This is a genomic window from Glutamicibacter sp. JL.03c (assembly GCF_025854375.1).
In the GTDB taxonomy this organism is placed as follows: domain Bacteria; phylum Actinomycetota; class Actinomycetes; order Actinomycetales; family Micrococcaceae; genus Glutamicibacter.
In genome coordinates, this window is the sequence record NZ_CP107575.1 from 1,491,626 (window position 1) to 1,514,629 (window position 23,004).

Sequence of the window (23,004 nt, forward strand, 5' to 3'; positions counted from 1 at the left end):
TCACTGGACATCACCACTTTCTAGAGGACTGACAATGACAATGCCACTTCCACGCAAGATCGCCGTGATGGGTGCCGGTAGCTGGGGTACTACGTTTGCCAAGGTCTTGGCAGACTCCGTTGCAGCTCAAGGGATTCCCGTTCAGATCTGGGCACGCCGCGATGATGCTGCCAACGAGATCAACGAACGCCACACCAACTCCCGGTATCTTCGGGAGACGAAACTGCCGGCCAACATTTCGGCTTCGTCGAATCAGCGTGAGGTGCTAGAGGGCGCTGACCTTGTCGTCCTGGCCATCCCATCGCAGTCGCTACGCCGGGAACTGGCTGTCTTCAAGAAGTACTTTGAGCCAGAAGCCGTATTGCTGTCCCTGATGAAGGGCCTGGAGCGTGGCACCGACCTTCGCATGAGCGAAGTGATTGCCGAGATTACCCAGTTCCCTGAAGACCGAATTGCCGTGCTGTCCGGTCCGAACCTTGCCATGGAGATTGCCCGGGAACAGCCCACTGCATCGGTCGTTGCTTGTGCCGACTCGGAAATTGCACAGTGGATCGCTGAGCTTTGCTCAGCATCGTACTTCCGTCCTTATACCAATGATGATGTCTTGGGTGTTGAGCTCGGTGGAATCGTCAAGAACATCATCGCGCTTGCTGTTGGCATGTGCGATGGCATGGGCATGGGCGACAACACCAAGTCCACGGTGATTACTCGTGGCCTGGCGGAGACGACCCGCCTGGTGCTCTCCTTGGGCGGGCGCTTGGACACCCTGGCTGGCCTTTCGGGACTAGGCGACCTGGTTGCCACCTGCTCCTCGTCGCTGTCACGCAACAACACCGCAGGTCGCCTGCTCGGCCAGGGGCTCTTCCTTGACGAGGTCAATGACCGCATGTCACAGACTGCCGAAGGCATCAAGTCAGCGCGGGCAGTCTTCGATCTGGCTCGCGCTCACGAAGTTGAAATGCCAATTACCGAAGCGGTGGTCATGGTGCTCGAAGGTTCGTTGAGCGTTGAGAACATGGCGGCGCGATTGCTGGCTCGCGAACTGAAATCTGAAGGAGAACAGAACTAATGGCTGACCGTAAACTTCGTGTCCTCCTGCTTTTCGGCGGACGTTCCTCGGAACATTCGGTTTCCTGCGTGACTGCCGCTGGCGTGATGCATGCGATCGACCGGGAGCGATTTGACGTCATCCCCGTTGGCATCACCCGCGACGGTGGATGGACCCTCTTGGACAAGGACCCCGAAGGGTGGGCTCTCGATTCGGGCCAGTTGCCAGAAATCGCCTCCGTTGATCACCCGGTTCAGCTATCACCCGAGCCGAATAAGACTTCGCTTCAAGCATTCGGCGGTTCAAAGATCTCGGAAATCTCCGAAATCGATGTAGTCTTCCCGCTGTTGCATGGTCCATTCGGTGAAGATGGCTCGATTCAGGGAATGCTTGAAACCGCCGGAGTTCCATATGTTGGCTCCGGTATTGCCGCTAGTGCCATGGGCATGGATAAGCACTTCATGAAAGTCGTTTTTGAAGGCGCCGGCTTCAACGTTGGCCCTTACGAAGTCATCAGCAACAAGCAATGGCTGCGAGACAGCGACGCGGCTTTGGCTCGTTGCGATCGCTTGGAGTACCCGCTGTTCGTCAAGCCTGCTCGCGCAGGTTCTTCAGTGGGTATCACCAAGGTCGATGTCCCCTCAGATCTTCGCGCTGCCGTCGAGATAGCCCGGGCAGAAGATCCCAAGGTGATTGTTGAGCAGGGGATTGTTGGCCGCGAAATCGAATGCGGTGTTCTGGAAGGTCGAGGCAGTTCTCCTGCCCGTGCTTCCTTGCCGGGCGAGATTGCCGTGGCGGATAACGGGCATACGTTCTATGACTTCGAAGCCAAATACGTGGACGGAACCGCTGCTAAGCTGAGCTGCCCTGCTGTATTGAGTGAAGAAGCCACTGCGGAAATTCGTGAATTGGCAGTCAAGGCATTTGATTCCCTGGATGCTGAAGGTCTTTCGCGTGTTGACTTCTTCTACACGCCGGAAGGCCAGTGGATTATCAATGAGATCAATACGATGCCAGGCTTTACGCCGTCAAGCATGTACCCGCAGATGTGGGATAAGACGGGTATCGACTACCGTGAACTGATTAACGAGCTCATCGCCTTGGCAACTGAACGCAATGTCGGCCTCCGCTAACCCATAGCGAGATTAAAGTCATTGGCCTGGTGCCCCGAGATCGGGGCACCAGGCCAATGACGTATGCAGCGCCAGGAGACAGGCTACAGCTTTTCTGACTTATCGACGCTCACACAAGCCTTCTGCGCAGGGATCTTGGCAGCGGCATCGGATAGTGATGCGAGTACTGTGCTTGAAGGAATGACATTCGGATCCAGCACAACTTCAGTAGCTGGCGTGCGCCCGTAGGTGGTCAGTGTCCAAATCCCGGACTTCTCATCCTCGTGGGCGACCCAGTCCACATCATTGACTGATACACATGGATCGCTGGTCGGCGTTGGCACCTGGACGCCGCAACGCAGAACTACCTTGGAAGGATCGCCCCACGCCGAGGTCGACTGGGAGGTGGTGGTGCGACGGTCAGCGTCGCCGATGGTGTCCGGGAGCACTACCATCATCTCAGCGCAAAGCGGGTTGGCCGCATCGGGAGCCGCATCAACCGCCGCTACGGACGAACACCCAGTGAGTAGCGGGAGAAATAGTGCTCCAAGTAAGGCGTTTCGGGTTAATTGGCCTACTTTTGGATTAAGTTTTGGTGACAGTCGGGCTGTGACACTGATTTTAGACACGTTATAAGCGTACATCGGCTATCTGAAAGATAAGATGTATTGAGTTGAAACTGTGAAAGGTAGCATATGTCCTTTGAAGAGCAGCCAGCAAGGCAGCGTACAAAGAAGAAGCGCACTGGGCGCGCAGTACTCTTTAGTGTTCTATCCGTAGTGGTAATCGCTGCGTTGGTTGCCGGGCTATATGCCTGGAACTTGGCACGCACATTTGATGAGAACAGCAACAAGCTCGCTGATGCTTTCCCTGCCGAGGAAACCCGTCCCGAGGTTAAAGAAGAATCAAAGGACGCAATTAATATCCTTTTGCTTGGATCGGATACTCGCGCAGAACGCTCCGATGATGAGCAGGGCGATGACTTTGCCACCCTCCCAAGCGGCGGTCGCTCCGACACGATGATGCTCGTTCACATTCCGTCAGACAGAAAGAACGTGTTTGTCACCTCGATCATGCGCGATACGTGGCTCGACATTCCTGGCGTTGGAACGGCTAAGATCAACCGTGCCTTCGCCAGCGGCGGCGTTCCAAAGGCAGTTGAAACCCTTGAAGGTCTTTTCGGCATCCGTATCAACCACGTTGCATCCATCGACTTTGAAGGCTTCAAGGGACTGACCGATGCCGTAGGCGGCGTGACTGTCGATAACCCAATTGCTTTCACCCCGGTTCATGCCAAGGGCTACTACTTCCCTAAGGGCGTGCAGAAGTTGGATGGCGAAAGCGCACTGACCTTTGTACGTGAGCGTAAGGCTTTCACCGGCGCAGGTGGTAGCGATTACCGCCGCGTGAAGAATCAGCAGCTCTTTGTTAAGGCTTTGCTCGGCCAGATCCTGTCCAAGGAAACCCTGACCAGCCCTTCAAAGATTCAGAATGTTGTTAGCGAGATTGCACCTTATGTCGCGGTAGACGACACCTTGGACTCGGCCAAGATTGCAGGTATTGCCTCATCAATGCTGAATGTCCGCTCTGATGACATGACCTTCTTTACCCTGCCAAACAATGGTCCGGGACGTTCCGCGGATGGCCAGTCCATCGTGATTCCAGATATGGAGACCATTAACAAGTTCGGCGAAGCATTGCAGAATGACACTGTTGACGAGTTCGTAGCTTCAACAGATCTGTCACAGTAACACCAGCTAAGGACCCACTTTCCATGACCCCCCAAAAACTCGATACTTCCGTGCGCGCCATCAAGGAATGGCTTGCGCGGAGCGTTAAGAGTCTCGGGAATCACTCTGACCGGCTTAATGCCATCAATGTTTTTCCGGTAGCCGACGGCGATACAGGGAGCAATCTCTATCTCACCGCTCGGGCGGGTCATGACGCGGTCAGCGAGTTGGAAAGCGACGATATCGGTGGCTTCCTTGAGATTGCCGCGCGTGCTTCCATGGAGTCGGCGCGCGGCAACTCAGGCACCCTGTATGCCGTCTTCCTCAGCGGTCTGAGCGAACCATGGGTCGGTCAAGAACGGCTGAGTGCGCCCTTGCTTGCCCAAGGACTGGAACGAGCCAAGGTCCGCTCCTGGTCCGCGCTGAGCGAACCGGTAGAAGGCACCATGCTGTCGGTCATCAACGCTATTGCCTTGGCCGCGGGTTCAACCCTGGCTCACATAAAAAACGACTACGAGAGCCGAGCGGCGCTCGACACCGTGCTGGTTCAGATGAAACAGGCAGCACAATTGGCAGTCCAAGGCACTGAATCCGAACTGGCGCCGCTGCTAGAAGCCGGCGTCGTCGATGCCGGTGCCGTGGGCATGCTGATCATCATTGATGAACTCTGCGCCGCCATCAGGAATGACGAAACCGACTTTGACTCCTATGAGTCATTCCACGGCTACAAGATCCAAGACCCCCATGTACATCTCAACCGAGAGGCAGAGTCCGGCGTTGAAGTGATGTGCACCGTTTCCCTCGATGCCCTGGGAGCTGCGACCTTGAGGGGGCAGCTAGATTCCATGGGCAATTCGGTGATCATGTCTCCGGTGAATCAGCTCGAGGAAGATACCTACCGCTGGCGAGTACATGTCCACGTGGACGAAGCCCAGCCGGCCCTGGATCTGATTGGCAAATATGGAGATCCGGTGAACGTCAGCGTAACCGACCTTTGCACCCACGATGACTAATCCAAGCTCCGTTGTGTTTGAAGAATCCGAGCTCGCAATGTACTTGGGCAACAAGAACGCCCAGTCTCTCGACAAAGCCTTTGGATACAAGACCGTTGGGGACTTTCTCTGGCATTTTCCGCGTCGATATGTTGAAGTTGGCGAGCTCACGCCCATTGCCGAACTTCCGTTTGATGAACACGTCACGGTTGTCGCCCAGGTAGTCAACGTCAGCCAGCGGCAAATGCACTCACGCCGCGGATTCATCTTCGAAGTGACCGTCAGCGATGAATTGAGTTCCGGCGGCCAAGAACTGAAAATGACATTCTTCAACGGGTATCAAGCACGCACGGACTTGATCGTTGGGACCATCGCCATGTTCAGCGGAAAAGTCGGCTGGTATCAGGATCACCTCCAGTTGAGCCAACCTGACTACGCGGTCCTAGACGAAGCCTCGCAAGCTGATCCTCGTCCCATTCCGATCTATCCGGCATCGGCGAAGATGCCAAACAAGCGGATTCGGGACTTGATGGGACTTCTCATAGAGCACCTGACTGCGGAGAACCTGCCGGAATTCCTTCCCGAAGAGATCCTTCGTTCGCATCACTATCCGGAACGCCACAAAGCGTTTCTTGAACGCCATGTACCTCGCGAAATAAAAAACGCCTATATCGCCAGACAGCGTTTCGCTTTCGAAGAAGCTTTCATTCTCCAGCTATCGCTTGCTGAAAGGAGCCGCCAGCTGGGCACGCAGCTGGCTATCGCCCGTCCACGCATTTCAGGACGCTTGGCTGAAAAATTCGACAATCAATTGCCGTTTGAACTGACCGAAGATCAGCTGCAGGTAGGGGACCAGATCTCATCTGACTTGGGCCAGGCCCACCCGATGCATCGATTGCTCCAGGGCGAGGTAGGTTCGGGCAAGACGATCGTCGCCCTGCGCGCCATCCTGCAAGTCATCGATGCCGGGGGACAAGCCGCGCTCTTGGCGCCAACGGAAGTTCTCGCAGCACAACATTTCAGCTCCATCAAGAAAATGCTCGGCAAATTGGGGGAGCCCGGACTATTCGGCGAAGGCGAAGGAACTGGTATCGCGTTGTTGACCGGTTCTGCAAGAACCGCTCAACGCCGTGAAGCCTTGCTAGGAATAGCCAGCGGTGAAACCGGTCTGATCATCGGCACGCATGCTCTGCTAAGCGATCAGGTCCAATTCGCGGAGCTTGCCCTGGTCGTCGTTGACGAGCAGCACCGATTCGGCGTCGAACAACGTGATGCCCTCCGCGCAAAATCGGGCGCCGCCCTCCCGCATACGTTGGTGATGACCGCTACCCCGATTCCCAGGACAGTCGCGATGACCGTCTTTGGAGACCTGGATACCTCGACCATCAAGCGTCTGCCGGCCGGGCGTGCACCCATCCAGACCCATATCGTTCCCATGCAGCTGACCGGATACCGTGACCGCCTGTTCTCGCGGATCACCGAAGAGGTTTCCAAGGGGCATCAGGTGTATGTTGTTTGCCCGCGAATTACGGATACAGCCGCTGAACAGGGCGTGCTTCTCTCGACCTATGAGGCGCCTTCGGGCCAAACCATGAGCGTTGAAGCAATGACGGAACTGCTCGCGGGCATGCCTGAATTCGCTTCGATCCAAATCGAGGCTTTGCACTCGCAGCTTGATTCGGCGCAGAAGCAAGATGTCATGGATTCATTTGCCAGAGGCGAAATTGATGTGCTCGTCTCGACCACTGTCATCGAGGTGGGCGTTGACGTGCACAACGCAACACTGATGGTCATCATGGACGCTGAACGATTCGGGATATCCCAGCTGCACCAGTTGCGCGGTCGTGTGGGGCGTGGCGGATTGCCCGGCACATGCCTGATGACCACGTGGCTTGATGCCGACCATCCTTCAGTAGCACGGCTCAAGACCATCGAAGCGACAATGGACGGATTCGAACTAGCCGAGGCAGACTTGGCGGAGCGACGTGAAGGAAACATCTTAGGTGTTCAGCAGTCCGGGAGCCAGTCATCGCTCAAGGAGCTGAGTATCATCAGGGACCGTTCACTTATTGAGCAATCCCGGAACAACGTTGATGTCCTCATGAAGGTGCCGCATTGGCACGAGAAATATCCGCGTCTCGTTCAGATCGCCGGAGCATGGGCCGATGAATCAACAAAAGAATTCTTGAACAAGAACTAGCAGGAAAGGCTGAAATGAGCCGAATTATTGCCGGCATCGCTGGCGGCCAGCCACTGAAATCAGTTCCCGGAGATGCGACTCGACCGACCACAGATCGCGTGAAGGAAGCACTTTTTTCACGCCTTGAAAGCTGGGACCTAATCGCAGGCGCCCGTGTGCTGGACCTTTTTGCTGGTTCTGGTGCTCTGGGGATAGAATCCGCAAGCCGGGGTGCCCGTCAAGTCGTACTCGTTGAAAAGGCTCCCAAAGCCGCCAGCGTATGCCAGCAGAACGCGGCCTTGATTAACAAGGTACTGAATACATCAACAGTTTCGGTACAGCGCGGTTCAGTGGACTCGGTCCTGGATGGCTACATGAACGCTGCTACCGGGTTGCCGAACCGCACCTTCGACCTCGTTCTATTGGATCCGCCTTATCCGCTGACCGAAGATGAGCTCGCGACGACCTTGCAGAAAATCTCGAAAGTCCTGGCCGAAAACGCGACGGTAATGGTCGAGCGTTCCAGCCGTTCTCCGGAACCTTCGTGGCCTACTGAGTTGGTGAATTTCTCCGACAAGAAGTACGGAGAAACCCACTTATGGTTTGCTGAACCTGTCGAGGCCTAGACCAGAACGGACTTCCGCCGGATAAGGCCCGGCCGCTTGGCAGCGGTCAACCAGTTCCTCAGGGACCTGGTTCCTCGAAGCTGTGAGGATGAGGTTGCCTGGGTACCGGGACGTAAACATCTCTGGTGTTGCACTGAGCATCACGAAATCGAAAGCAGAACGCACGGCGGCGACTTGTGACTTGGTGAAGCGCAGCGGGGGATCGTCGCCAATATTGACGAACAGCAGTCCATCGTCGGTCAGAGACTCCCTGAGCTCGGTGTAGTACTCCGGCGTAGTGAGGTGTTCTGGCGCTTCAGGCCCGGAGAAGATGTCGAGTACGATTGCATCGAATTTTTCTCCTGCCAGTTCCTCAGCCAAGACTGATCGGGCATCAGCTACGACTGGGGTGAGATCGCAGCCAGAAGGCAGTGGCAGCTGGGTCAGTACAAAATCTAGAAGTTCTCGTTCGATGTCAACGGCAACATGCTTGCTGCCTGGATAGACTACGCTTGCCCAACGGGCCAACGTCAATGCGCCGGCTCCCAGATGAAGCATCTTGAGTGGATTTTCAGGTGTGCGCAACGTCTGCAGATGATTCGCAATGCGGGCAAGGTACTCGTAGAAGACGTCTTCCGGATGAGCCAGATTCACATGCGACTGCGGGGCGTCGCCAATGGCAAGAATTTTCGAGCCAGGGATCAAGTCATCGTCGTAGATGGTGGCATGTGCCTGAACGAATCCCAACCACCGCTTCGCAGGTTTTCCCTTCATCGGTTCAAGACTCCCGGGAGCTGTTGCAGTTTTTCAACCGCATCTGTCAGGATTTCGGGCTTCTTGCAGAACGCGAAGCGCAGCAGCCCCTGGTAGCTGGAAGCGTTCTGTGGATGCACGAAGACTGACATTGGGATGGCAGCGACGCCAACGTCCCGTGGCATCTTGCGCGCGACCTCGATAGCGTCGTTGTGCTTGAAACCGTTTATATCGGCAACCAGGAAATACGTCCCTTTGGGACGAATGACTGGAATGCCAGCATTTTCGAGTCCATCAGCGAGAATTTTTGCTCCCTGCGCCAGCGATGACGCGAAGCCAGTGAAGAATGACTCTGGCAGCTTCAAGGCGTTGGCGACAGCTGGCTGAAAAGCCGGCCCTGAGGAATAGGTCAGGAACTGCTTTACCGTGCGAATCGCGGTGATCAAGTTCTGCGGACCTGTAGCCCAACCTACTTTCCAACCGGTAAATGAAAACGACTTTCCCGCGGACGATATGGTGATCGTTCGTTCAAACCCGCCAGGCAAACTCGCAATAGGCACATGTTTCGTTCCAAATGTCAGATGTTCGTAGACTTCGTCGGCAACGATAATGCAGTCATGCTGATGGGCCAGGGCAATGACTTCATTGAGCATAGAAGTCGAGAACACCGTTCCCGTAGGGTTGTGGGGATTATTGATCAGGATGACGCGCGTATTGTCCGTGATTGCCTGTCGCAAATCATCGACACTCGGCTCGAAGCTCGGAGCCTGTAGCTGAACCACGTTATGTTGCGCATTAGCCAGACCGATCATCGCTGCGTATGAGTCATAGAAGGGCTCAAAGGTAACCACTTCATCGCCAGGTTCAAGGAAGGCAAGCAGTGCTGATGCGATAGCTTCAGTCGCACCGGTTGAGACTACTACTTCGTTGGCAGGGTCAATGTCCAGCGAATAGAAGCGCTTCTGATGATCGGAGATCGCGTGACGCAGTTCCAAGATTCCTGAGCCCGGCGCGTACTGATTGGACCCGGCCAGTATTGCATCGACAGCGATTTGGCGTATTTCGGCAGGACCCTCGGTGTCTGGAAAACCCTGGCCCAAGTTGATGGCATCATGCTTGTTGGCCAGGGCGGTGATCTCTTCAAAGATGGTCACCCCAGGCTGGCCAGAAGCGTCCAATAAATTTGCGCCGTGGGCTGTTCTCTGCCAAGGAGTCATGGAATTGCTCATAAGTTCATTATGGACGCGCGCTCATGAAATGTTGTCCATTGAGTCGTGCAATCGTTACGGGACATTCACCGAAGTTCCAACAACTGACGCGAGTTCTTGATAGATTCAATTCATGCGAAGAGCAGTATGCCCCGGTTCCTTTGACCCGATTCACAACGGCCACGTTGAAATTATTGCGCGTGCAGCCAGTCTATTTGACGAGGTGATCGTTGCCATATCCACGAACTACTCGAAGAAATATCGCTTTGGCGAAGACGAGCGAGTAGCGATGGTGGAAGAAACAGTGGGGGGTCTGCGAGGCGTTACTGCGATTCCGATGGGTCAAGGATTGCTGGCGGATTTCTGCAAGGAACACGGCGCGGAAGCGATCGTCAAGGGGCTCCGAAGCACCGTTGACTATGCCTACGAAATCCCGATGGCAACGATGAACCGACACCTGACGGGCGTCGAGACAGTGTTCCTGCAGGCGGATACCCGCTTTACCCACCTGTCATCTTCACTTCTGAAGGAAGTGCAGTCATTGGGCGGCAACGTGGCGGAATACTTTCCGCGGGCTGTAATGAAGAGGCTGCTTCGCTAATCGCCATTTTCATGAAGTTTGTAATTACACAGGGTAGATATAAGATTAGACCCTCGAAAGATCACTCTCACTTATTCGGACGGTTTTCCTAAAATGAATCAACGTGCCATCACAAAGGCAGTCATTCCTGCAGCAGGACTCGGAACCCGATTCTTGCCAGCAACCAAGGCCATGCCGAAAGAGATGCTGCCGGTTGTCGATAAGCCGGCAATCCAGTACGTCGTCTCGGAAGCCGTCAAGGCTGGCTTCACTGACTTGCTCATGGTTACGGGTCGCAGCAAGCGCGCCCTCGAAGATCACTTCGACCGCGTTCCATCTCTGGAGTACTCGCTTGAAGCCAAGGGCGATAAGAAGAAGCTGGATGCAATCCACGAGGCCACTCACCTTGGCGACATCCACTATGTTCGCCAGGGCGATCCAAAGGGCTTGGGCCACGCAGTTCTGTGCGCAAAGCAGCACGTGGGCGACGAGCCGTTTGCTGTATTGCTAGGTGATGACCTCATTGACGAGCGCGATGAACTGCTGTCCGTGATGGCCGAAGTGCAGCGTAAAACCGGTGGCTCGGTGATCGCGTTGATGGAGGTAGAGCCAGAACAGATCAGCGCCTATGGTTGTGCTGACGTTTCGGCAGTCGAAGGCGAAGAATACGTCAAGGTCAATGGCTTGATTGAGAAGCCAGCCGTCGATGAAGCGCCAAGCAACTTGGCTGTCATCGGACGCTACTTGCTCCACCCGCGAGTTTTCGAAGTCCTGGAGCACACCGCCCCAGGCCGCGGCAACGAAATCCAGCTGACCGATGCCTTGCAGGTGCTTGCAGCAGCTGAGGGCGAAGGTTCGGGTGTGCACGCAGTTGTGTTCCGTGGCCGCCGTTACGACACCGGTGACAAGCTGAGCTATCTGCAAGCCAATATCACCTTAGCGGTTGATCATGACGACCTCGGTGCCGGTTTGAAGACCTGGCTCAAGGAGTTTGTCGCAGAATTGGACGACTAATCACTCCTTGCCAGCTTTGACACCCCAACCAATGGCCGTCATTTCCTAGCTGAAGCATGAGTTAACTAAGGCCTTGGTGCCCCCCGCTATGCGGAGGCACCAAGGCCTTAGTGTGTATTCGCGATAGTTTGGTGCGCACGCAGGTATTTGAGTTTTGCGTTCGGCACCGTTTAGCACCTGACGCTGAACTTTTTAGCTGGTTGCAGGCAAGGACAACTCTTGGAGCAAGCGCTTCGCAATCGCCAGGTGCCCAGCCGTATTCGGGTGGAACAAATCGGATTTACCGTTCCATGTTTGTATCCCGCGGGGGCCGCGATTCTTGGCGTTCGAGTAAAGATCTGACAGCGACACGAATGTACCGCTACTTGCTTCGCAGGACTGCTGGATAACAGTGTCTAGATCTTGTGCAATCTGAGTTTCCGGCCGATACCAGACACCTAAGCAGACGAAATGTACCGATGGCGAAACCGAGCGGATCCGTTCGAGGTAGTCCCGATATTCCTTGCGGAAGGTGACAGTGGGCGTTTTAGCCCCGGCGTCGTTTGTCCCCAGTTCGATGATGGCCAAATCTAAATCCGCGGGAAGGCTCTTGCTGTGTGCGATGTAGTTCAACTTAGCGCCCGATTTGGCGATGGTTGTGATCGATTCAGTACCTGCGGCTTTGAGATGGCGTGAGGTAATCGCCCGGAAGCTCTCTGGGAGTGCGTGGGCGTCCCGACCTACACTGATCGAGTCGCCCGCGAACAGCACTCGATCGAAATTGTTTCTTGCGGCGGGTTCTGCAGGGGCCGCGCTCGGGGGAGTCTCTGCAGCCTGGCTGTTCGATGAGATGATGCTTTGGATTGCAGGAACCAAGGCCACAGCCACCACGACGATCAGTACGAGGGTAATTGTGATCTTTTGTCGCAATGACATTCTGGTGTCCCCATATGCGTTCAGCACGTTCTGGCATGCAGTAACGTGTACGTGCTTATCGATCATTCAAAGTTTATCGGGACAGACTGCTGACTTCGTGGCTGACTGCTCAAGGATAGACGTGAATCCCATCGCTATTGAATGGAAAATGAAATTCTGACAGCTCTGTGCCAGTCTGAACATGACAAGTCGGATCCGCCGCACAGGGAATCAATAACCGGGCAGAGGTTTGAACGCGGAACTCTCGCGGTTCACAAGAAAAAGTGAATCATGATCGTCGCTACTGCCTTTGGTGCCAAGAACCGTCAGAATCACTGTAGGCGCTGGCATCGCCCTGCACCTATATACGGATAGCGGTTAGGCCAACCGAATACTTCATTGAAGCAATCCACGAGACCGAAAAAGTCTCCAAGGTACGGCTCTCATCGAGATAAGAGAAATCAAAAACGAGCAAGGCATCGTCGCAGGTTTCCGAGCAGTCGTTAACGAATGCGAACTCGGGCGAGTCCGTCGTGATGTAGGTGGAATCCTCGCCGACTGGGTCGTCGTCCGGTAGGCTACCTACTTCTCGAACGGTTCGCGCTAGATCTTCATTCACGACAAGTGTGTAGATCAGGTTCGCTTGTTGTGTCTCCCAAATGGTTCACGAACATCGTTGATATTGATTTTGCCACTAGGCGCGTAGCAAATCTCGATGTCTACCAGGCACAGCCGTTCACTAGCTTTGGCGTGCACAGTGTAGCCGTCTACTGAAAATTCGGGCTCTCGTGGGGATGCTCATCTAGAGTCAGCTGAAAGTTGGACAGTCGACGGAGTTCCTACTTTCGAGAACGGTGTCTGTTCGCTGGGCCTTCAATATGGACATTGTCGAATTGGCGCCACGATCCTGTTTGTGAATTTCCGGCTCCATGCGAACTCATCGTTAACTCGACAGCATCTTTCTGCATGCCACTACATCCGTTCAATAGCAGTACGCCGGAGATTAGGACGGACGATATTCTCAGTGATTGACCATGGAAAGGACTGGCGGATTTCGTCGCAATCTTCACATGGCCGAATGTGGAATTTCGGTGAAGCAGTAGTTTCTGAAATTCATATCCAAGCGCTAGAGAAAAAGTACGACGATTTTGGTGAATTTTCACCGACTCAAATCATGTGCACGGTTCATAGAGTTGGAATTGCCCAAGCTTCCGCAGTGATTCGTCCCGGTGGCTAATTCGGGGACCGTGGTAGTCCAATGCCAACACTGCGCCAGGTGTGGTAGCTACCAGCACAACGTGTAAATGATCTTGCCGTTGAACCGCGCGCTCTGCTACGTAGGAGCGCGCTCAACTCTTTGTCTACTGACAATTGTTGCGTTTACATCTGCACGGTTGATTGCGGCTCTTCGGTTGGCCGCTCCGCTAGTTCCTTGGGGTGTTCATTTGACAAGCATCCTCTGATGAAATGATTGCGATGTTTTCAATGATTGAATTAATTCGATTAAATAGAGGATCATGAAAGCGAGTGGTGTTTCTCACTCTATTTAGAAGTCAATGCACTCAGGATAATCACAAGTATCTTATGTATGCTGTCTCTTTGCGTGAAGTCTCTCGGCCTGTCCGGTTGCTTCAGTTTTGGCAGCCCGGGTGGAGATGATTTGAAACACGAAGAACCTCAAGAAATTGTATTTGCGTCGCGCAGCGCGCGTATCGAAGTGGAACGCAAGAAGAAACGAACCAAGAACGTGCTAGTAGCCGTAGTCGCGGCCATGCTCATTTGCGTCCTCGGTGCAGGCTACTTCGTTTTCGACCTTCAGCGTCAGTTCAACTCAAAATCCAATTCCTTGGCTCTAGGGTTTTCTGACGAAGATCAAGAAGCGCGTCCTGTTAAAGACCCCGACGACAAGTCGATGAATATTCTGATGCTCGGCGTAGACCACGCTGCTGATGACAGCGACGGCTCTGCCGCACTGAGTGGGGCGGTCGAACAGCGAAGCGACTCCATGATGCTTGTCCATATTCCAGAGGACCGTTCACAGGTCTACGTCATGTCGATGGTTCGAGATATGTACGTTGATATTCCTGGATACGGGATGAATAAGTTGAACGCCGCAGTATCTTACGGCGGAGTGCCATTACTGATGCGAACTGTCGAGGGACTCTTCGAGACAAAAATCGATCATGTCGCCATGGTCGATTTCGAGGGATTCAAGGAACTTTCAACTGCGCTCGGTGGTGTCACGGTGGAAAACGACATCCCGTTCACGGCGAACGACACCGACTATTTCTATCCGGCCGGAAACCTCAATCTAGAAGGCGATCGCGCGTTGCGGTTTGTTCGAGAGCGCAAATCCTTTAGCAACGGCGACTATCAGCGCGTGGCTAATCAACGGAAATTCATTGCTGCTGCGGCCAGTAAGCTTCTTTCCTCGGATACTCTCACTAATCCAGTCAAGTTGTACGAAATCGTGGATACCGTTTCGCCATATCTGACGTTTGACGAAGACTTCGACGCAGCGACCCTCGTGGGGCTAGGCATGCAGTTGAAGAACGTTGACACGAAAAATATGGCAATGTTTACCATGCCAACGGCCGGCACCTCGGTGAGCGCCGACGGGCAGTCCATCGAACTCCCGAGCGAATTGGCAATTGCGCAAATCGGAGAAGCTCTGCAAACAGACACGATGGCGCAGTATCTGAAAGAGAATCCTCCCGAAACAGAGTAAATCCTGTGATCGGTGCGACAAAAGCGTGGAACCGCCTACAGAATCACATGGATGTCAGATCCCATCTACTAGACTTTGAGCATCTGTGCTTACTAACAAAGCGACAGTTAGCATTCGAGAATGAGGACCTTTGAGCATGGCAGTTGCAGAGGAGGCCGACAAGTTCGGCTTGGACCGCGTTGGCGCGCGTCCGTCGTTGGGCGACTATCTACGGCAAACTTGGGAGCGTCGCGAGTTCATCTATGAGCTAGCGAAGGCACGAGTCCAGAAACAGAACCAGCAGAACCGACTTGGTATGATCTGGGTCGTTCTGAAGCCTACTCTTAATGCCCTTATGTATGGAGTTATTTTTGGTGTTTTGCAAGGGGACAAGAAGGGGCCAGATTTTCCCGTCTTTGTAGTAATCGGCGTTTTCCTCTTCGAGTTCTTCACCAGCTCGATGAATGGCGGAGCCAAATCTATTACTGGAAACCAAGCTCTGGTCCAGTCGTTGTCATTCCCTAGGTTGAGCTTGCCGATCGCTCAAATTACTCAGAACTTACTAACGCTGATGCCCATGGTTGCGGTCATGTTTATTTACGCCATGATTCTTGGAACGACCCCCAAATGGTCGTGGTTTGGCATCATACCTTTGATCGCCCTATTCACAGTCTTCAATATTGGCATTGCACTTGTATGTGCAAGAATCACTGTTCATGTACGAGATTTTACGCAGATTCTTCCTTTGGTTACACGCATGCTTTTCTATACCTCTGGCGTACTATTTAGCGTAGATCGCATCCTCAACCACTGGCCTTGGCTCGTTACTGTTTTTGACTATCATCCGTTGTATCAAACGCTGCAACTTGCTCGAGCCATGATTATGAACAACGCAGAGTATAACGCGATGGCGTGGCTAGTTGTCACTGCCTGGTCTCTTATTGTGCTGATCGTTGGACTTATTTTCTTCTGGAAGGCTGAGGAGCGTTACGGCCGTGCCAATTAGTTTTGATGACCTAATCAACCCGGGGCTACACCCCGAGTACGAACCAGCTCCGATCTTCTCTGACGACACCTCATTCATCGATGTCGTCAAGCAGGAAGAAGTCAAGACATCAACGTTGACCGTTGACGAGTCCCGAACGCCTGTCGTCATGGTGGATAACTTGCATGTTAAATACCAGGTGTTCTCCAGCGGCAAGGCCGTAGGCAATGCCGGGGCCCGACGGCTCTTGCAGCCAAAGATGCGCGGCGTTCGTACGGTTCATGCGTTGAAGGGGATCTCCTTTGTCGCCTACGAAAACGAGTCCATTGGCATCATTGGTTCCAATGGATCCGGTAAATCGACTTTGTTGCGAGCCATCACAGGTCTAACTCCGCCTGCATCCGGCTCTGTGTTTGCGCGTTCACGTCCCAGCCTCCTGGGTGTTGGCGCGGCTCTGATTCCGGACCTCTCGGGAGACAAGAACATCACCTTGGGTGGTTTGGCTCTGGGGTACAATCGCGAGCAAGTCGAACAGATGCGTGAAGAGATCACCAAGTTCGCTGAGCTGGAAGAGTTCATTGATCTACCAATGAAAACCTATTCCTCCGGCATGGCTGCACGACTTAAATTCGCCATTGCCGCTTCCAAGGAGCACGACATCCTCATCGTCGATGAGGCTTTGGCCGTGGGCGACGCAAAGTTCCGCAAGCGCAGTGAAGCCAAGATCCGCGAAATTCGAGAGAACGCAGGAACCGTGTTCTTGGTGTCGCACTCGATGAACTCGATCAAAGAAACTTGCAATCGTTGCATTTGGATTGAAAAGGGCGTCCAGAAAATGGACGGCGATCCGGATACCGTGATCAAGGCCTACCAACAGCACAAGAAGTAAGAGACGAATGACTGAATTCCCCGGCGTATCCTACGTCATGCCAGTGCTGAACGAGGCCGACTATCTGGAAGAGGCTGTCAACTCGATCCTCACTCAGGATTATGACGGTGAGAAAGAACTGGTCATTGCCCTCGGCCCCAGCACCGACAACACTGATGCCGTTGCGCGCCGTTTGGCCGACGTAGATGCTCGCATCACGCTTGTCGACAATCCCAAGGGCCGTACCCCGATCGCGCTGAACTTGGCGATCAAAGAATCGAGCCATCCAATCATCATGCGCGTTGATGCGCACAGCGAACTTCCATTGAACTACACCCGCCGTGGCGTGGAGACCCTGTACCGCGTTGGCGCCCACGATGTCGGCGGGCTCATGGACGCTCGTGGCCGCACGCCGGTGCAGCGAGCCATTGCAGCGGCGTATCATTCCAAGTTCGGTTTTGGTGGACCGGCATACCACTCGGGTGCACCTGAGGGAGAAGCGGAATCCGCGTATTTGGGAATCTTCCGCCGCGAGGTATTCGACGAAGTCGGGTACTACGATGAGAACATGTGGCGCGCCCAGGACTGGGAACTTTGCCTGAGGATCCGCCAGGCGGGCCACAAGGTCTGGTTCGATCCAGAACTGAAGGTCGGCTACTACCCGCGAGATACTTTCAAGGCCTTGGCCCGGCAGTCTTACGCTTCTGGCACGTGGCGCGGTGAGATTGCGCGACGCTTCCCAGAGGGCAAGTCCTTGCGTCACGACATTCCGCCGTTGCTTCTCGCGGGCGTAAGCCTCGGCTCTGTTGCCTTGGCCGTTTCTCCATTAGCGCGGAATCGCGCGCCACGTCCGGTGCAGTCGCTGATCAATGTGGCGGCCTCCGCGCCCTTGGTCTATGTTGCCGCTACCGTCGCTGCTGGATTGGCTTCGAAGGGCGAAGGGATAAAGGAGAAGCTCCTGACCGCAGGTGCATTCCAAGCCATTCACTTGCCGTGGGCCGCTGGCTACCTCAAGGGCAGGATCTTCGGGGCTGCTGGAACCCTGGATAAGGGCCGGGTCAAGTGACCGTAGATCGTCCCAAGAATCCAACGCTGGACCAGCTCAGGGCTGTTTGCCAGCCACCTGAAGTCAGAGCGCGAAAAAATGCCGAACACTGGACCGCGGAACTGTACCTTCGGCATATTTCCATTTATCTGACTGCAATTTTGGTCAGGACCAGAATCACCGCCAACGGGGTTACGGGGCTGATGATCCTGGCGGGCTGGTGCATGTCGCTTGCTCTGCTGATTCCTGGCATTTGGGGACCGATTCTCGCAGTTGTCCTTTCACAGCTGCAGTTGTATTTCGATTGCTCCGACGGCGAAGTCGCCCGATGGCGTGCTTCGCAATCGCCTCGTGGCATTTTCATCGATATGGTCGGTCACCACACCACTGAAGCGCTGATTCCGATTGCGCTGGGTTACCGGGTATTCAAGGAACTTTCGGTGGATGGGGCACTGAGCGGCCAGGCATGGCCTACCTTGTTCATGGGCGCCTGCTTGTCTGTGTTGCTGGTGCTGAATCGTTCGCAGTCCTTGATGGTCCACGCGGCTCGAGGCATGGCTGGGCTGTCCAAGCTTCCGGACACTGCGGCTGCACGGGCTGTTTCGACGGCAACTGTTATTGGACGGCTACGCGCGATGGCGCGTTTCCTCCCGTTCCACAGGCTGCTTCATGCGGTGGAATTGAGTCTTCTCATCCTGCTGTGCTCCATCATCTCAGCGATCGCTGGCATGCCAGGTGTAGCTGAAAAGTGGATGATCTGGATTCTGCTGCCGGCGTGCGTTCTGGTAAATTTTGGACACTTCTTGTCGAATATGGTGTCGTCGCGGCTGAAGGCGTGATTTCGTGCTCTCGCACAAGAACAAACGGAAAGGGCTGAGCATGGATAATCGACTCGCTCCAACAATCGGCGTTGTCGTATTGACCATGGGCAACCGTCCGGTAGAACTGCGCCGAGCGCTGGATTCCTTGCTGGCACAACGAGATGTCAGCATCAATGCTGTAGTCGTTGGCAACGGCTGGGACCCCACGGATATCCCGGCCGGGATCAAGACACATTACTTGCCGGAAAACCTCGGCATTCCCGCAGGCAGAAATGCTGGCGTTGCCCAGGTCGAGGGGGAGTACCTGTGCTTTCTCGATGATGATTCCTGGTTCCTTGATGATGATTTCTTGATCACGGCTGTCCAGCGTTTTAAAAAGTATCCGCGGATGGGTTTGCTCCAGCCCCGCATTACCGATCCTGAACATAGTGATCAGAATCCAACACGCTGGATTCCTCGCTTGAAGAAGCGCACCGCGGTGGAGCCAAGCCGCGTCTTTCACGTAGGGGAGACGTGTCTGGTGACAACCCGTGAGCTTTTCGACTCCACCGGTGGTTGGGCCGGTGGGTTCTGGTACGCCCACGAAGGTATTGAGCTTGCTTGGCGAATCTGGGACACCGGAACGTACGTTTGGTACGCAGGCGATATGCGCATCGGCCATCCCGTGGTTGATCCTCGTAGGCATGAAGAGTTCTATCGTCTGAATGCCCGTAACCGCGTGTGGTTGGCTCGCAGAAACTTGCCGGCACCGTTCACTTGGATCTATCCAACTACGTGGATGATGATTGAATGTCTGCGAATGCGTAAGAAGCCGAACGCGGTGAACCAGTACCTAGCCGGTTGGAAAGCTGGTTGGAAGGGCAGCCCGTGGTACCAGGAGCCACGTTCCAAGCTCCGCTGGATAACGCTTCTGCGAATGACACTGTCGGGTCGTCCGCCAATTATCTAGCCTGTTTAGGTTGGAGTTCAGAAAAAGCCCGGCGTCTAATCCAAGTGGTTGTCGCCAGGGACATGATGGTTGGTTCACGAATGCGTCAGGTTTGTAGAACCGTCATTCAAACTTCTGATGAACAAGCGGTAAGATATTTATGAACGAAACATGGAATTCTATTCATGTGTATCACTAACAGGCGTTGGATGGTGTGAAATTTGGGGCTTCGAGGGTGGAGAGGGAAGCTGAGTCGCAGTCTTCCAGACTCGTTCTGGGAACGCGTTTTGGCCCTGTCCACCAATCGGTCTCCCCAAGATACTCTGAAAATTGCTCAAGTTCGTTCTGCGAATGTGGATGGAACTTGGGCAATTGCTAACAAGGCGGGCATCGCATACTCCCACGATCCTGTGCTGGGAGTCTCTGTGGTTTCGAAGTCCGATTGGGGTCGCTTGGCCGAGGAACTCTCAAGTTCTGAGTTCAAGATGGTCAAGATTGATTCGGTGGCCGCTAGCTATGGTGCCTTGCAAGTGTGGTCGGTTCAAACTCCACGCTTTGATAATGCCCGAGCGCAAAGGCGACATTCAGGGTTGGGCGCGATCTGGGCCGTTTATTCAGACGAAAAGTCCTCCGTTCCCGACATTCAAGATTTCACTGAGCCTGTAGACGCTGTTTATACGTGGGTAGATTCAAGTGACCCAGATTGGCAAACTTCTTACAGCCAGTTCAAGAACTCCGTACCGGCGGCCGGATCACATCCGACCAGCAGAGATATTGCTCGATATACATCTCGTGATGAGCTGAAGTATTCATTGAGATCTTTAGAAATGAATATGCCTTGGATCCGTCAGATCTATTTGGTAACTGCGGGCCAGACCCCTAAGTGGTTAGATACGTCCAACACTAAAATCAAAGTTATTGACCATGCGGAGATTTTCGAGTCGCCCGAGGACTGCCTTCCCACGTTTAATTCACATGCCATAGAAACACAGATCTCGCGAATAAGCGGACTATCTGAGCATTTCATCTATGTTAACGATGATATCTTCTTTGGACGTCCGATGTCCCCAAATGTATTTTTCACCGGTAGCGGATCAGTTAAATACTCCTTGGCAAAGGCTCATTACGCAGAAGCTAGTAACCCGAGACTGGCAGTTAATCTAGCTGCAAAATTGAACGCCGAGCTCATAGAGGCCAAGTACGGCAAGACGACTGCACGAAAGTTTAAACACGTGGCTCATCCGCAACGTCGGTCCATTCATAAACTCATAAACAAAGCCTTCTCAGCGGAAGTGCAAGAAACGGCGAAACACAAGTTTCGGCACGTGAACGACGTTTCGGTTCCATCTGCGCTGGCGCATTATGTCGCTGCAGCAGAAGGAGTTGGTGTTCCCGCTGACATCGACTATGCATACGTGGATTTGGGAGGAAATCACTTGCCGATGAATCTTTACCGCCTGGTTAGAGGGCGTGGTATGCAGATGTTTTGCCTTAATGAAGTAGCGAGCGTCAGCGAAAATGAAAAACGAGGGCAACTTGCCAAGCGCGTTCTAGATGACCTGTTTCCGTACAAGTCGTCCTTCGAAAAGTGACGCGTCGCGTTCAGATATTCCTCAGAACAACGTGACATGATTGTGAATACGTGATTGGTGGTTCACTTCAGGGTAATTACGAATTATCCGGAGAAACCATCGCGACATGCTATCTGGGATGAGCGCTGTCACTGACTACAGCAGGAGAAGAAGAATGACCAAAACTGTACTTACCTATGGGACCTTTGATCTGTTTCACATTGGACATCTGAATATACTCAAGCGCTTGAGTGAAAAAGGGGACCGGCTGATCGTTGGAGTATCCACCGATGAGTTCAACGCCATCAAAGGCAAGAAGCCAGTTGTTCCGTTTGAGCAGCGTCGCGAAATCGTCCAAGCTATTAAGTACGTAGACTTGGCCATCCCGGAAGAGAACTGGGAACAGAAGCGTCTGGACATCAAGAAGTACGATGCCAAGGTCTTTGGAATCGGTGAAGACTGGAAGGGCAAGTTTGATGACTTGGGCGACGAAGTCGAAGTTGTCTACCTCCCGCGCACTTCCGGCATTTCGACAACTGAAATGAAGCGCGTACTCAGCGAATTCGATGAGCGACATGTCCAGTCCCTGAAGAGTACTCTGGATACGTTGAGCCAGATCGTGAAGGAATTGAGCTAGCAATAGCCTCTGCCCACATTCAGTTGAAGCACACCACGGGAAGAATTCATGTCTAGCGAGAACATCACCAGATCCATCAAATCCAGTGTCAAGGGTGTTTTGCGCAAGGTCGGACGTCGGCCAGAGGCAAAACGACTGACGCGGGCGATGGGTTTTGTCAATCGACCAGCGGGGGCCAACGTTGGCGTATCCAACGTGCCGTTGCCTGGACAGGTAGCGGTGTACTTTGGCGATGGCGCGGACAAGATCTACCAGGTAGCGCAGTGGCTGCCAGTTCTTGAAGAGCTGCATCAAAAGGAAGAAGTCCTGCTGGTCTTCCGAACCATGAGTGCCTTCAATGCCGCAGGCAAGTTGACTGATCTTCCTAAGATCTTCGTGCGCCGTTTCTCCGACCTCATGGACGTCTACGACGACAACGATCTTAAACTGGTCATTTACGTGAATAATTCACGGAGCAATTTCCAGTCCTTGGATCACCCTCGTCTGGTGCATGTTCACGTGAATCATGGCGAGAGCGACAAGCTTTCTATGGTGTCGAACAAGGCCAAGGCGTACGACAAGGTCTTCGTAGCGGGTCCTGCCGCGATTAAGCGCCATGAATCAATGCTGATTGATTTTGACTTCAACAAACTGCTTGTCACGGGACGGCCGCAACTCGATATTGATTTCAAGCTTGAACTTGAGCCAAGCAGCAAGTTCGATGTCATGTATGCGCCGACCTGGGAAGGCGAAAACGAAGATAACAACTACACCTCGTTGGATCGTTACGGTGTGGCGATCATTGAAACCTTGCTAGCTAATCCAGAACTGCGGATCATCTACAAGCCCCACCCGCGAATTGAAACAAGCAAGACTCCTGGCGTTGCCCAAGCGCATCAGCAAATCAAGGAACTCCTGCAAGCTTCCATTGATTTGGGCGCTGAGCATGTAATTTCTGAACAGGGAAATATTCTTGCCATGTTCGAGTCAACGGATGCATTGATCACGGACGTGTCCAGCGTCGGACTGGACTATCTGTACCTGCACCCGGGCAAGCCCTTGGTCATTTCTGATCGTCGCAATAACCGCAAGAACCTCTTGAGGGATGCTCCGATAGCGCAGGCCTGCCATGTTATTGACCGCAAGTCCGCCACCGAACTGCCGACGCTCCTCGAAGATGCGCTGACCCACGATGCGCACAAAACGCAGCGACTGGACATGCGTGAGTTCTACTTCGGTGAGTTGACCCGCGGGGACTCGACCATACGCTTCCAGAAGGTCGTGCAGGACCTGATTGCGGAACGCCAGAAGAACTTGGTTAATTTCCGAGGATGGCATAGCTAGAAAC

The 23,004-nt window shown here is 53.8% G+C and carries 22 protein-coding genes; 18 read left to right on the top strand and 4 right to left on the bottom strand.

The window, feature by feature from the left end; all coding sequences use genetic code 11:
- Positions 1 to 34 precede the first annotated feature (34 nt).
- Positions 35 to 1,069, top strand: coding sequence for an NAD(P)H-dependent glycerol-3-phosphate dehydrogenase (locus tag OF385_RS06815; RefSeq protein WP_264277583.1), 1,035 nt, complete (start codon positions 35 to 37; stop codon positions 1,067 to 1,069).
- Positions 1,069 to 2,181, top strand: coding sequence for a D-alanine--D-alanine ligase family protein (locus OF385_RS06820; protein ID WP_264277584.1), 1,113 nt, complete (start codon positions 1,069 to 1,071; stop codon positions 2,179 to 2,181). The genes OF385_RS06815 and OF385_RS06820 overlap by 1 nt, the downstream gene beginning before the upstream one ends.
- Before the next feature lie 83 nt (positions 2,182 to 2,264).
- Here the strand turns inward: OF385_RS06820 and OF385_RS06825 are convergent, their stop codons facing one another.
- Positions 2,265 to 2,618: a DUF3515 family protein gene (locus OF385_RS06825; protein ID WP_319019270.1), complete on the bottom strand. Its 354-nt coding sequence runs from the start codon at positions 2,616 to 2,618 to the stop codon at positions 2,265 to 2,267.
- A gap of 237 nt (positions 2,619 to 2,855) precedes the next feature.
- Between OF385_RS06825 and OF385_RS06830 the strand changes: the two genes are divergently transcribed.
- Genes OF385_RS06830 through rsmD form a run of 4 tightly spaced genes read left to right on the top strand, consistent with a single transcriptional unit; the run spans position 2,856 to position 7,687 of the window.
- Positions 2,856 to 3,911 (top strand): LCP family protein, encoded by a 1,056-nt coding sequence (locus OF385_RS06830; RefSeq protein WP_264277586.1) that lies wholly within the window; start codon positions 2,856 to 2,858, stop codon positions 3,909 to 3,911.
- A 23-nt stretch (positions 3,912 to 3,934) separates the two neighbouring features.
- Positions 3,935 to 4,903, top strand: coding sequence for a DAK2 domain-containing protein (locus tag OF385_RS06835; protein ID WP_264277587.1), 969 nt, complete (start codon positions 3,935 to 3,937; stop codon positions 4,901 to 4,903).
- Positions 4,896 to 7,082, top strand: coding sequence for an ATP-dependent DNA helicase RecG (locus OF385_RS06840; protein ID WP_264277588.1), 2,187 nt, complete (start codon positions 4,896 to 4,898; stop codon positions 7,080 to 7,082). Before OF385_RS06835 ends, OF385_RS06840 begins: the two co-directional genes overlap by 8 nt.
- 14 nt (positions 7,083 to 7,096) lie before the next feature.
- Positions 7,097 to 7,687: a 16S rRNA (guanine(966)-N(2))-methyltransferase RsmD gene (gene rsmD / locus OF385_RS06845; protein WP_264277589.1), complete on the top strand. Its 591-nt coding sequence runs from the start codon at positions 7,097 to 7,099 to the stop codon at positions 7,685 to 7,687.
- Here rsmD and OF385_RS06850 read toward each other — a convergent pair.
- The gene (locus tag OF385_RS06850) at positions 7,658 to 8,440 is read right to left on the bottom strand and encodes a spermidine synthase (protein ID WP_264277590.1); all 783 of its coding nucleotides are present in this window, start codon (positions 8,438 to 8,440) and stop codon (positions 7,658 to 7,660) included. The genes rsmD and OF385_RS06850 overlap by 30 nt on opposite strands.
- Complete coding sequence (locus tag OF385_RS06855) at positions 8,437 to 9,648, bottom strand: aminotransferase class I/II-fold pyridoxal phosphate-dependent enzyme (protein ID WP_264277591.1); 1,212 nt, start codon at positions 9,646 to 9,648, stop codon at positions 8,437 to 8,439. Before OF385_RS06855 ends, OF385_RS06850 begins: the two co-directional genes overlap by 4 nt.
- A 112-nt stretch (positions 9,649 to 9,760) precedes the next feature.
- On the opposite strand from OF385_RS06855, the gene coaD reads away from it, so the two are divergent.
- Both coaD and galU read left to right on the top strand, forming a co-directional pair.
- Complete coding sequence (coaD, locus tag OF385_RS06860) at positions 9,761 to 10,228, top strand: pantetheine-phosphate adenylyltransferase (RefSeq protein WP_264277592.1); 468 nt, start codon at positions 9,761 to 9,763, stop codon at positions 10,226 to 10,228.
- Between the two features lie 93 nt (positions 10,229 to 10,321).
- Positions 10,322 to 11,221, top strand: a complete 900-nt coding sequence (gene galU / locus OF385_RS06865) for a UTP--glucose-1-phosphate uridylyltransferase GalU (RefSeq protein WP_264277593.1) — start codon at positions 10,322 to 10,324, stop codon at positions 11,219 to 11,221.
- A gap of 192 nt (positions 11,222 to 11,413) precedes the next feature.
- On the opposite strand, the gene OF385_RS06870 is transcribed toward galU, so the two are convergent.
- Positions 11,414 to 12,202: an SGNH/GDSL hydrolase family protein gene (locus tag OF385_RS06870; protein WP_264277594.1), complete on the bottom strand. Its 789-nt coding sequence runs from the start codon at positions 12,200 to 12,202 to the stop codon at positions 11,414 to 11,416.
- A 937-nt stretch (positions 12,203 to 13,139) separates the two neighbouring features.
- On the opposite strand from OF385_RS06870, the gene OF385_RS06875 reads away from it, so the two are divergent.
- From OF385_RS06875 to OF385_RS06920, 10 genes are all read left to right on the top strand, one after another.
- On the top strand, positions 13,140 to 13,352 hold the full coding sequence (locus tag OF385_RS06875; RefSeq protein WP_264277595.1) for a hypothetical protein: 213 nt from the start codon (positions 13,140 to 13,142) through the stop codon (positions 13,350 to 13,352).
- Positions 13,353 to 13,703: 351 nt separating this feature from the next.
- Entirely contained in the window at positions 13,704 to 14,843 is a 1,140-nt protein-coding gene (locus OF385_RS06880) for an LCP family protein (protein ID WP_264277596.1), read from the top strand.
- 136 nt (positions 14,844 to 14,979) lie between these two features.
- Entirely contained in the window at positions 14,980 to 15,828 is an 849-nt protein-coding gene (locus OF385_RS06885; RefSeq protein WP_264277597.1) for an ABC transporter permease, read from the top strand.
- Positions 15,818 to 16,696 (top strand): ABC transporter ATP-binding protein, encoded by an 879-nt coding sequence (locus OF385_RS06890; RefSeq protein ID WP_413468123.1) that lies wholly within the window; start codon positions 15,818 to 15,820, stop codon positions 16,694 to 16,696. Before OF385_RS06885 ends, OF385_RS06890 begins: the two co-directional genes overlap by 11 nt.
- 7 nt (positions 16,697 to 16,703) lie before the next feature.
- Positions 16,704 to 17,741: a glycosyltransferase family 2 protein gene (locus OF385_RS06895; RefSeq protein ID WP_264277598.1), complete on the top strand. Its 1,038-nt coding sequence runs from the start codon at positions 16,704 to 16,706 to the stop codon at positions 17,739 to 17,741.
- 203 nt (positions 17,742 to 17,944) lie between these two features.
- Positions 17,945 to 18,559, top strand: a complete 615-nt coding sequence (locus tag OF385_RS06900; RefSeq protein ID WP_319019271.1) for a CDP-alcohol phosphatidyltransferase family protein — start codon at positions 17,945 to 17,947, stop codon at positions 18,557 to 18,559.
- Positions 18,560 to 18,599: 40 nt separating this feature from the next.
- Entirely contained in the window at positions 18,600 to 19,490 is an 891-nt protein-coding gene (locus tag OF385_RS06905) for a glycosyltransferase family 2 protein (RefSeq protein ID WP_264277600.1), read from the top strand.
- Between the two features lie 266 nt (positions 19,491 to 19,756).
- Positions 19,757 to 21,061 carry a stealth family protein gene (locus OF385_RS06910; protein ID WP_264277601.1) on the top strand — a complete coding sequence of 435 codons (1,305 nt, stop codon included), beginning with the start codon at positions 19,757 to 19,759 and terminating at the stop codon, positions 21,059 to 21,061.
- Between the two features lie 226 nt (positions 21,062 to 21,287).
- The gene (locus tag OF385_RS06915; RefSeq protein ID WP_319019272.1) at positions 21,288 to 21,677 is read left to right on the top strand and encodes an adenylyltransferase/cytidyltransferase family protein; all 390 of its coding nucleotides are present in this window, start codon (positions 21,288 to 21,290) and stop codon (positions 21,675 to 21,677) included.
- 48 nt (positions 21,678 to 21,725) lie between these two features.
- The gene (locus OF385_RS06920) at positions 21,726 to 23,000 is read left to right on the top strand and encodes a CDP-glycerol glycerophosphotransferase family protein (protein WP_264277603.1); all 1,275 of its coding nucleotides are present in this window, start codon (positions 21,726 to 21,728) and stop codon (positions 22,998 to 23,000) included.
- Positions 23,001 to 23,004: the final 4 nt, after the last annotated feature.

Excerpts from the sequence above, each read along its gene's own strand:
- OF385_RS06815 (WP_264277583.1), top strand. The coding sequence starts at position 35 with ATGACAATGCCACTTCCACGCAAGATCGCCGTGATGGGTGCCGGTAGC.
- OF385_RS06820 (WP_264277584.1), top strand. The coding sequence starts at position 1,069 with ATGGCTGACCGTAAACTTCGTGTCCTCCTGCTTTTCGGCGGACGTTCC.
- OF385_RS06825 (WP_319019270.1), bottom strand. The coding sequence starts at position 2,618 with ATGATGGTAGTGCTCCCGGACACCATCGGCGACGCTGACCGTCGCACC.
- OF385_RS06830 (WP_264277586.1), top strand. The coding sequence starts at position 2,856 with ATGTCCTTTGAAGAGCAGCCAGCAAGGCAGCGTACAAAGAAGAAGCGC.
- OF385_RS06835 (WP_264277587.1), top strand. The coding sequence starts at position 3,935 with ATGACCCCCCAAAAACTCGATACTTCCGTGCGCGCCATCAAGGAATGG.
- OF385_RS06840 (WP_264277588.1), top strand. The coding sequence starts at position 4,896 with ATGACTAATCCAAGCTCCGTTGTGTTTGAAGAATCCGAGCTCGCAATG.
- rsmD (WP_264277589.1), top strand. The coding sequence starts at position 7,097 with ATGAGCCGAATTATTGCCGGCATCGCTGGCGGCCAGCCACTGAAATCA.
- OF385_RS06850 (WP_264277590.1), bottom strand. The coding sequence starts at position 8,440 with ATGAAGGGAAAACCTGCGAAGCGGTGGTTGGGATTCGTTCAGGCACAT.
- OF385_RS06855 (WP_264277591.1), bottom strand. The coding sequence starts at position 9,648 with ATGAGCAATTCCATGACTCCTTGGCAGAGAACAGCCCACGGCGCAAAT.
- coaD (WP_264277592.1), top strand. The coding sequence starts at position 9,761 with ATGCGAAGAGCAGTATGCCCCGGTTCCTTTGACCCGATTCACAACGGC.
- galU (WP_264277593.1), top strand. The coding sequence starts at position 10,322 with ATGAATCAACGTGCCATCACAAAGGCAGTCATTCCTGCAGCAGGACTC.
- OF385_RS06870 (WP_264277594.1), bottom strand. The coding sequence starts at position 12,202 with ATGATCGATAAGCACGTACACGTTACTGCATGCCAGAACGTGCTGAAC.
- OF385_RS06880 (WP_264277596.1), top strand. The coding sequence starts at position 13,704 with ATGCTGTCTCTTTGCGTGAAGTCTCTCGGCCTGTCCGGTTGCTTCAGT.
- OF385_RS06885 (WP_264277597.1), top strand. The coding sequence starts at position 14,980 with ATGGCAGTTGCAGAGGAGGCCGACAAGTTCGGCTTGGACCGCGTTGGC.
- OF385_RS06895 (WP_264277598.1), top strand. The coding sequence starts at position 16,704 with ATGACTGAATTCCCCGGCGTATCCTACGTCATGCCAGTGCTGAACGAG.
- OF385_RS06900 (WP_319019271.1), top strand. The coding sequence starts at position 17,945 with ATGTCGCTTGCTCTGCTGATTCCTGGCATTTGGGGACCGATTCTCGCA.
- OF385_RS06905 (WP_264277600.1), top strand. The coding sequence starts at position 18,600 with ATGGATAATCGACTCGCTCCAACAATCGGCGTTGTCGTATTGACCATG.
- OF385_RS06920 (WP_264277603.1), top strand. The coding sequence starts at position 21,726 with ATGTCTAGCGAGAACATCACCAGATCCATCAAATCCAGTGTCAAGGGT.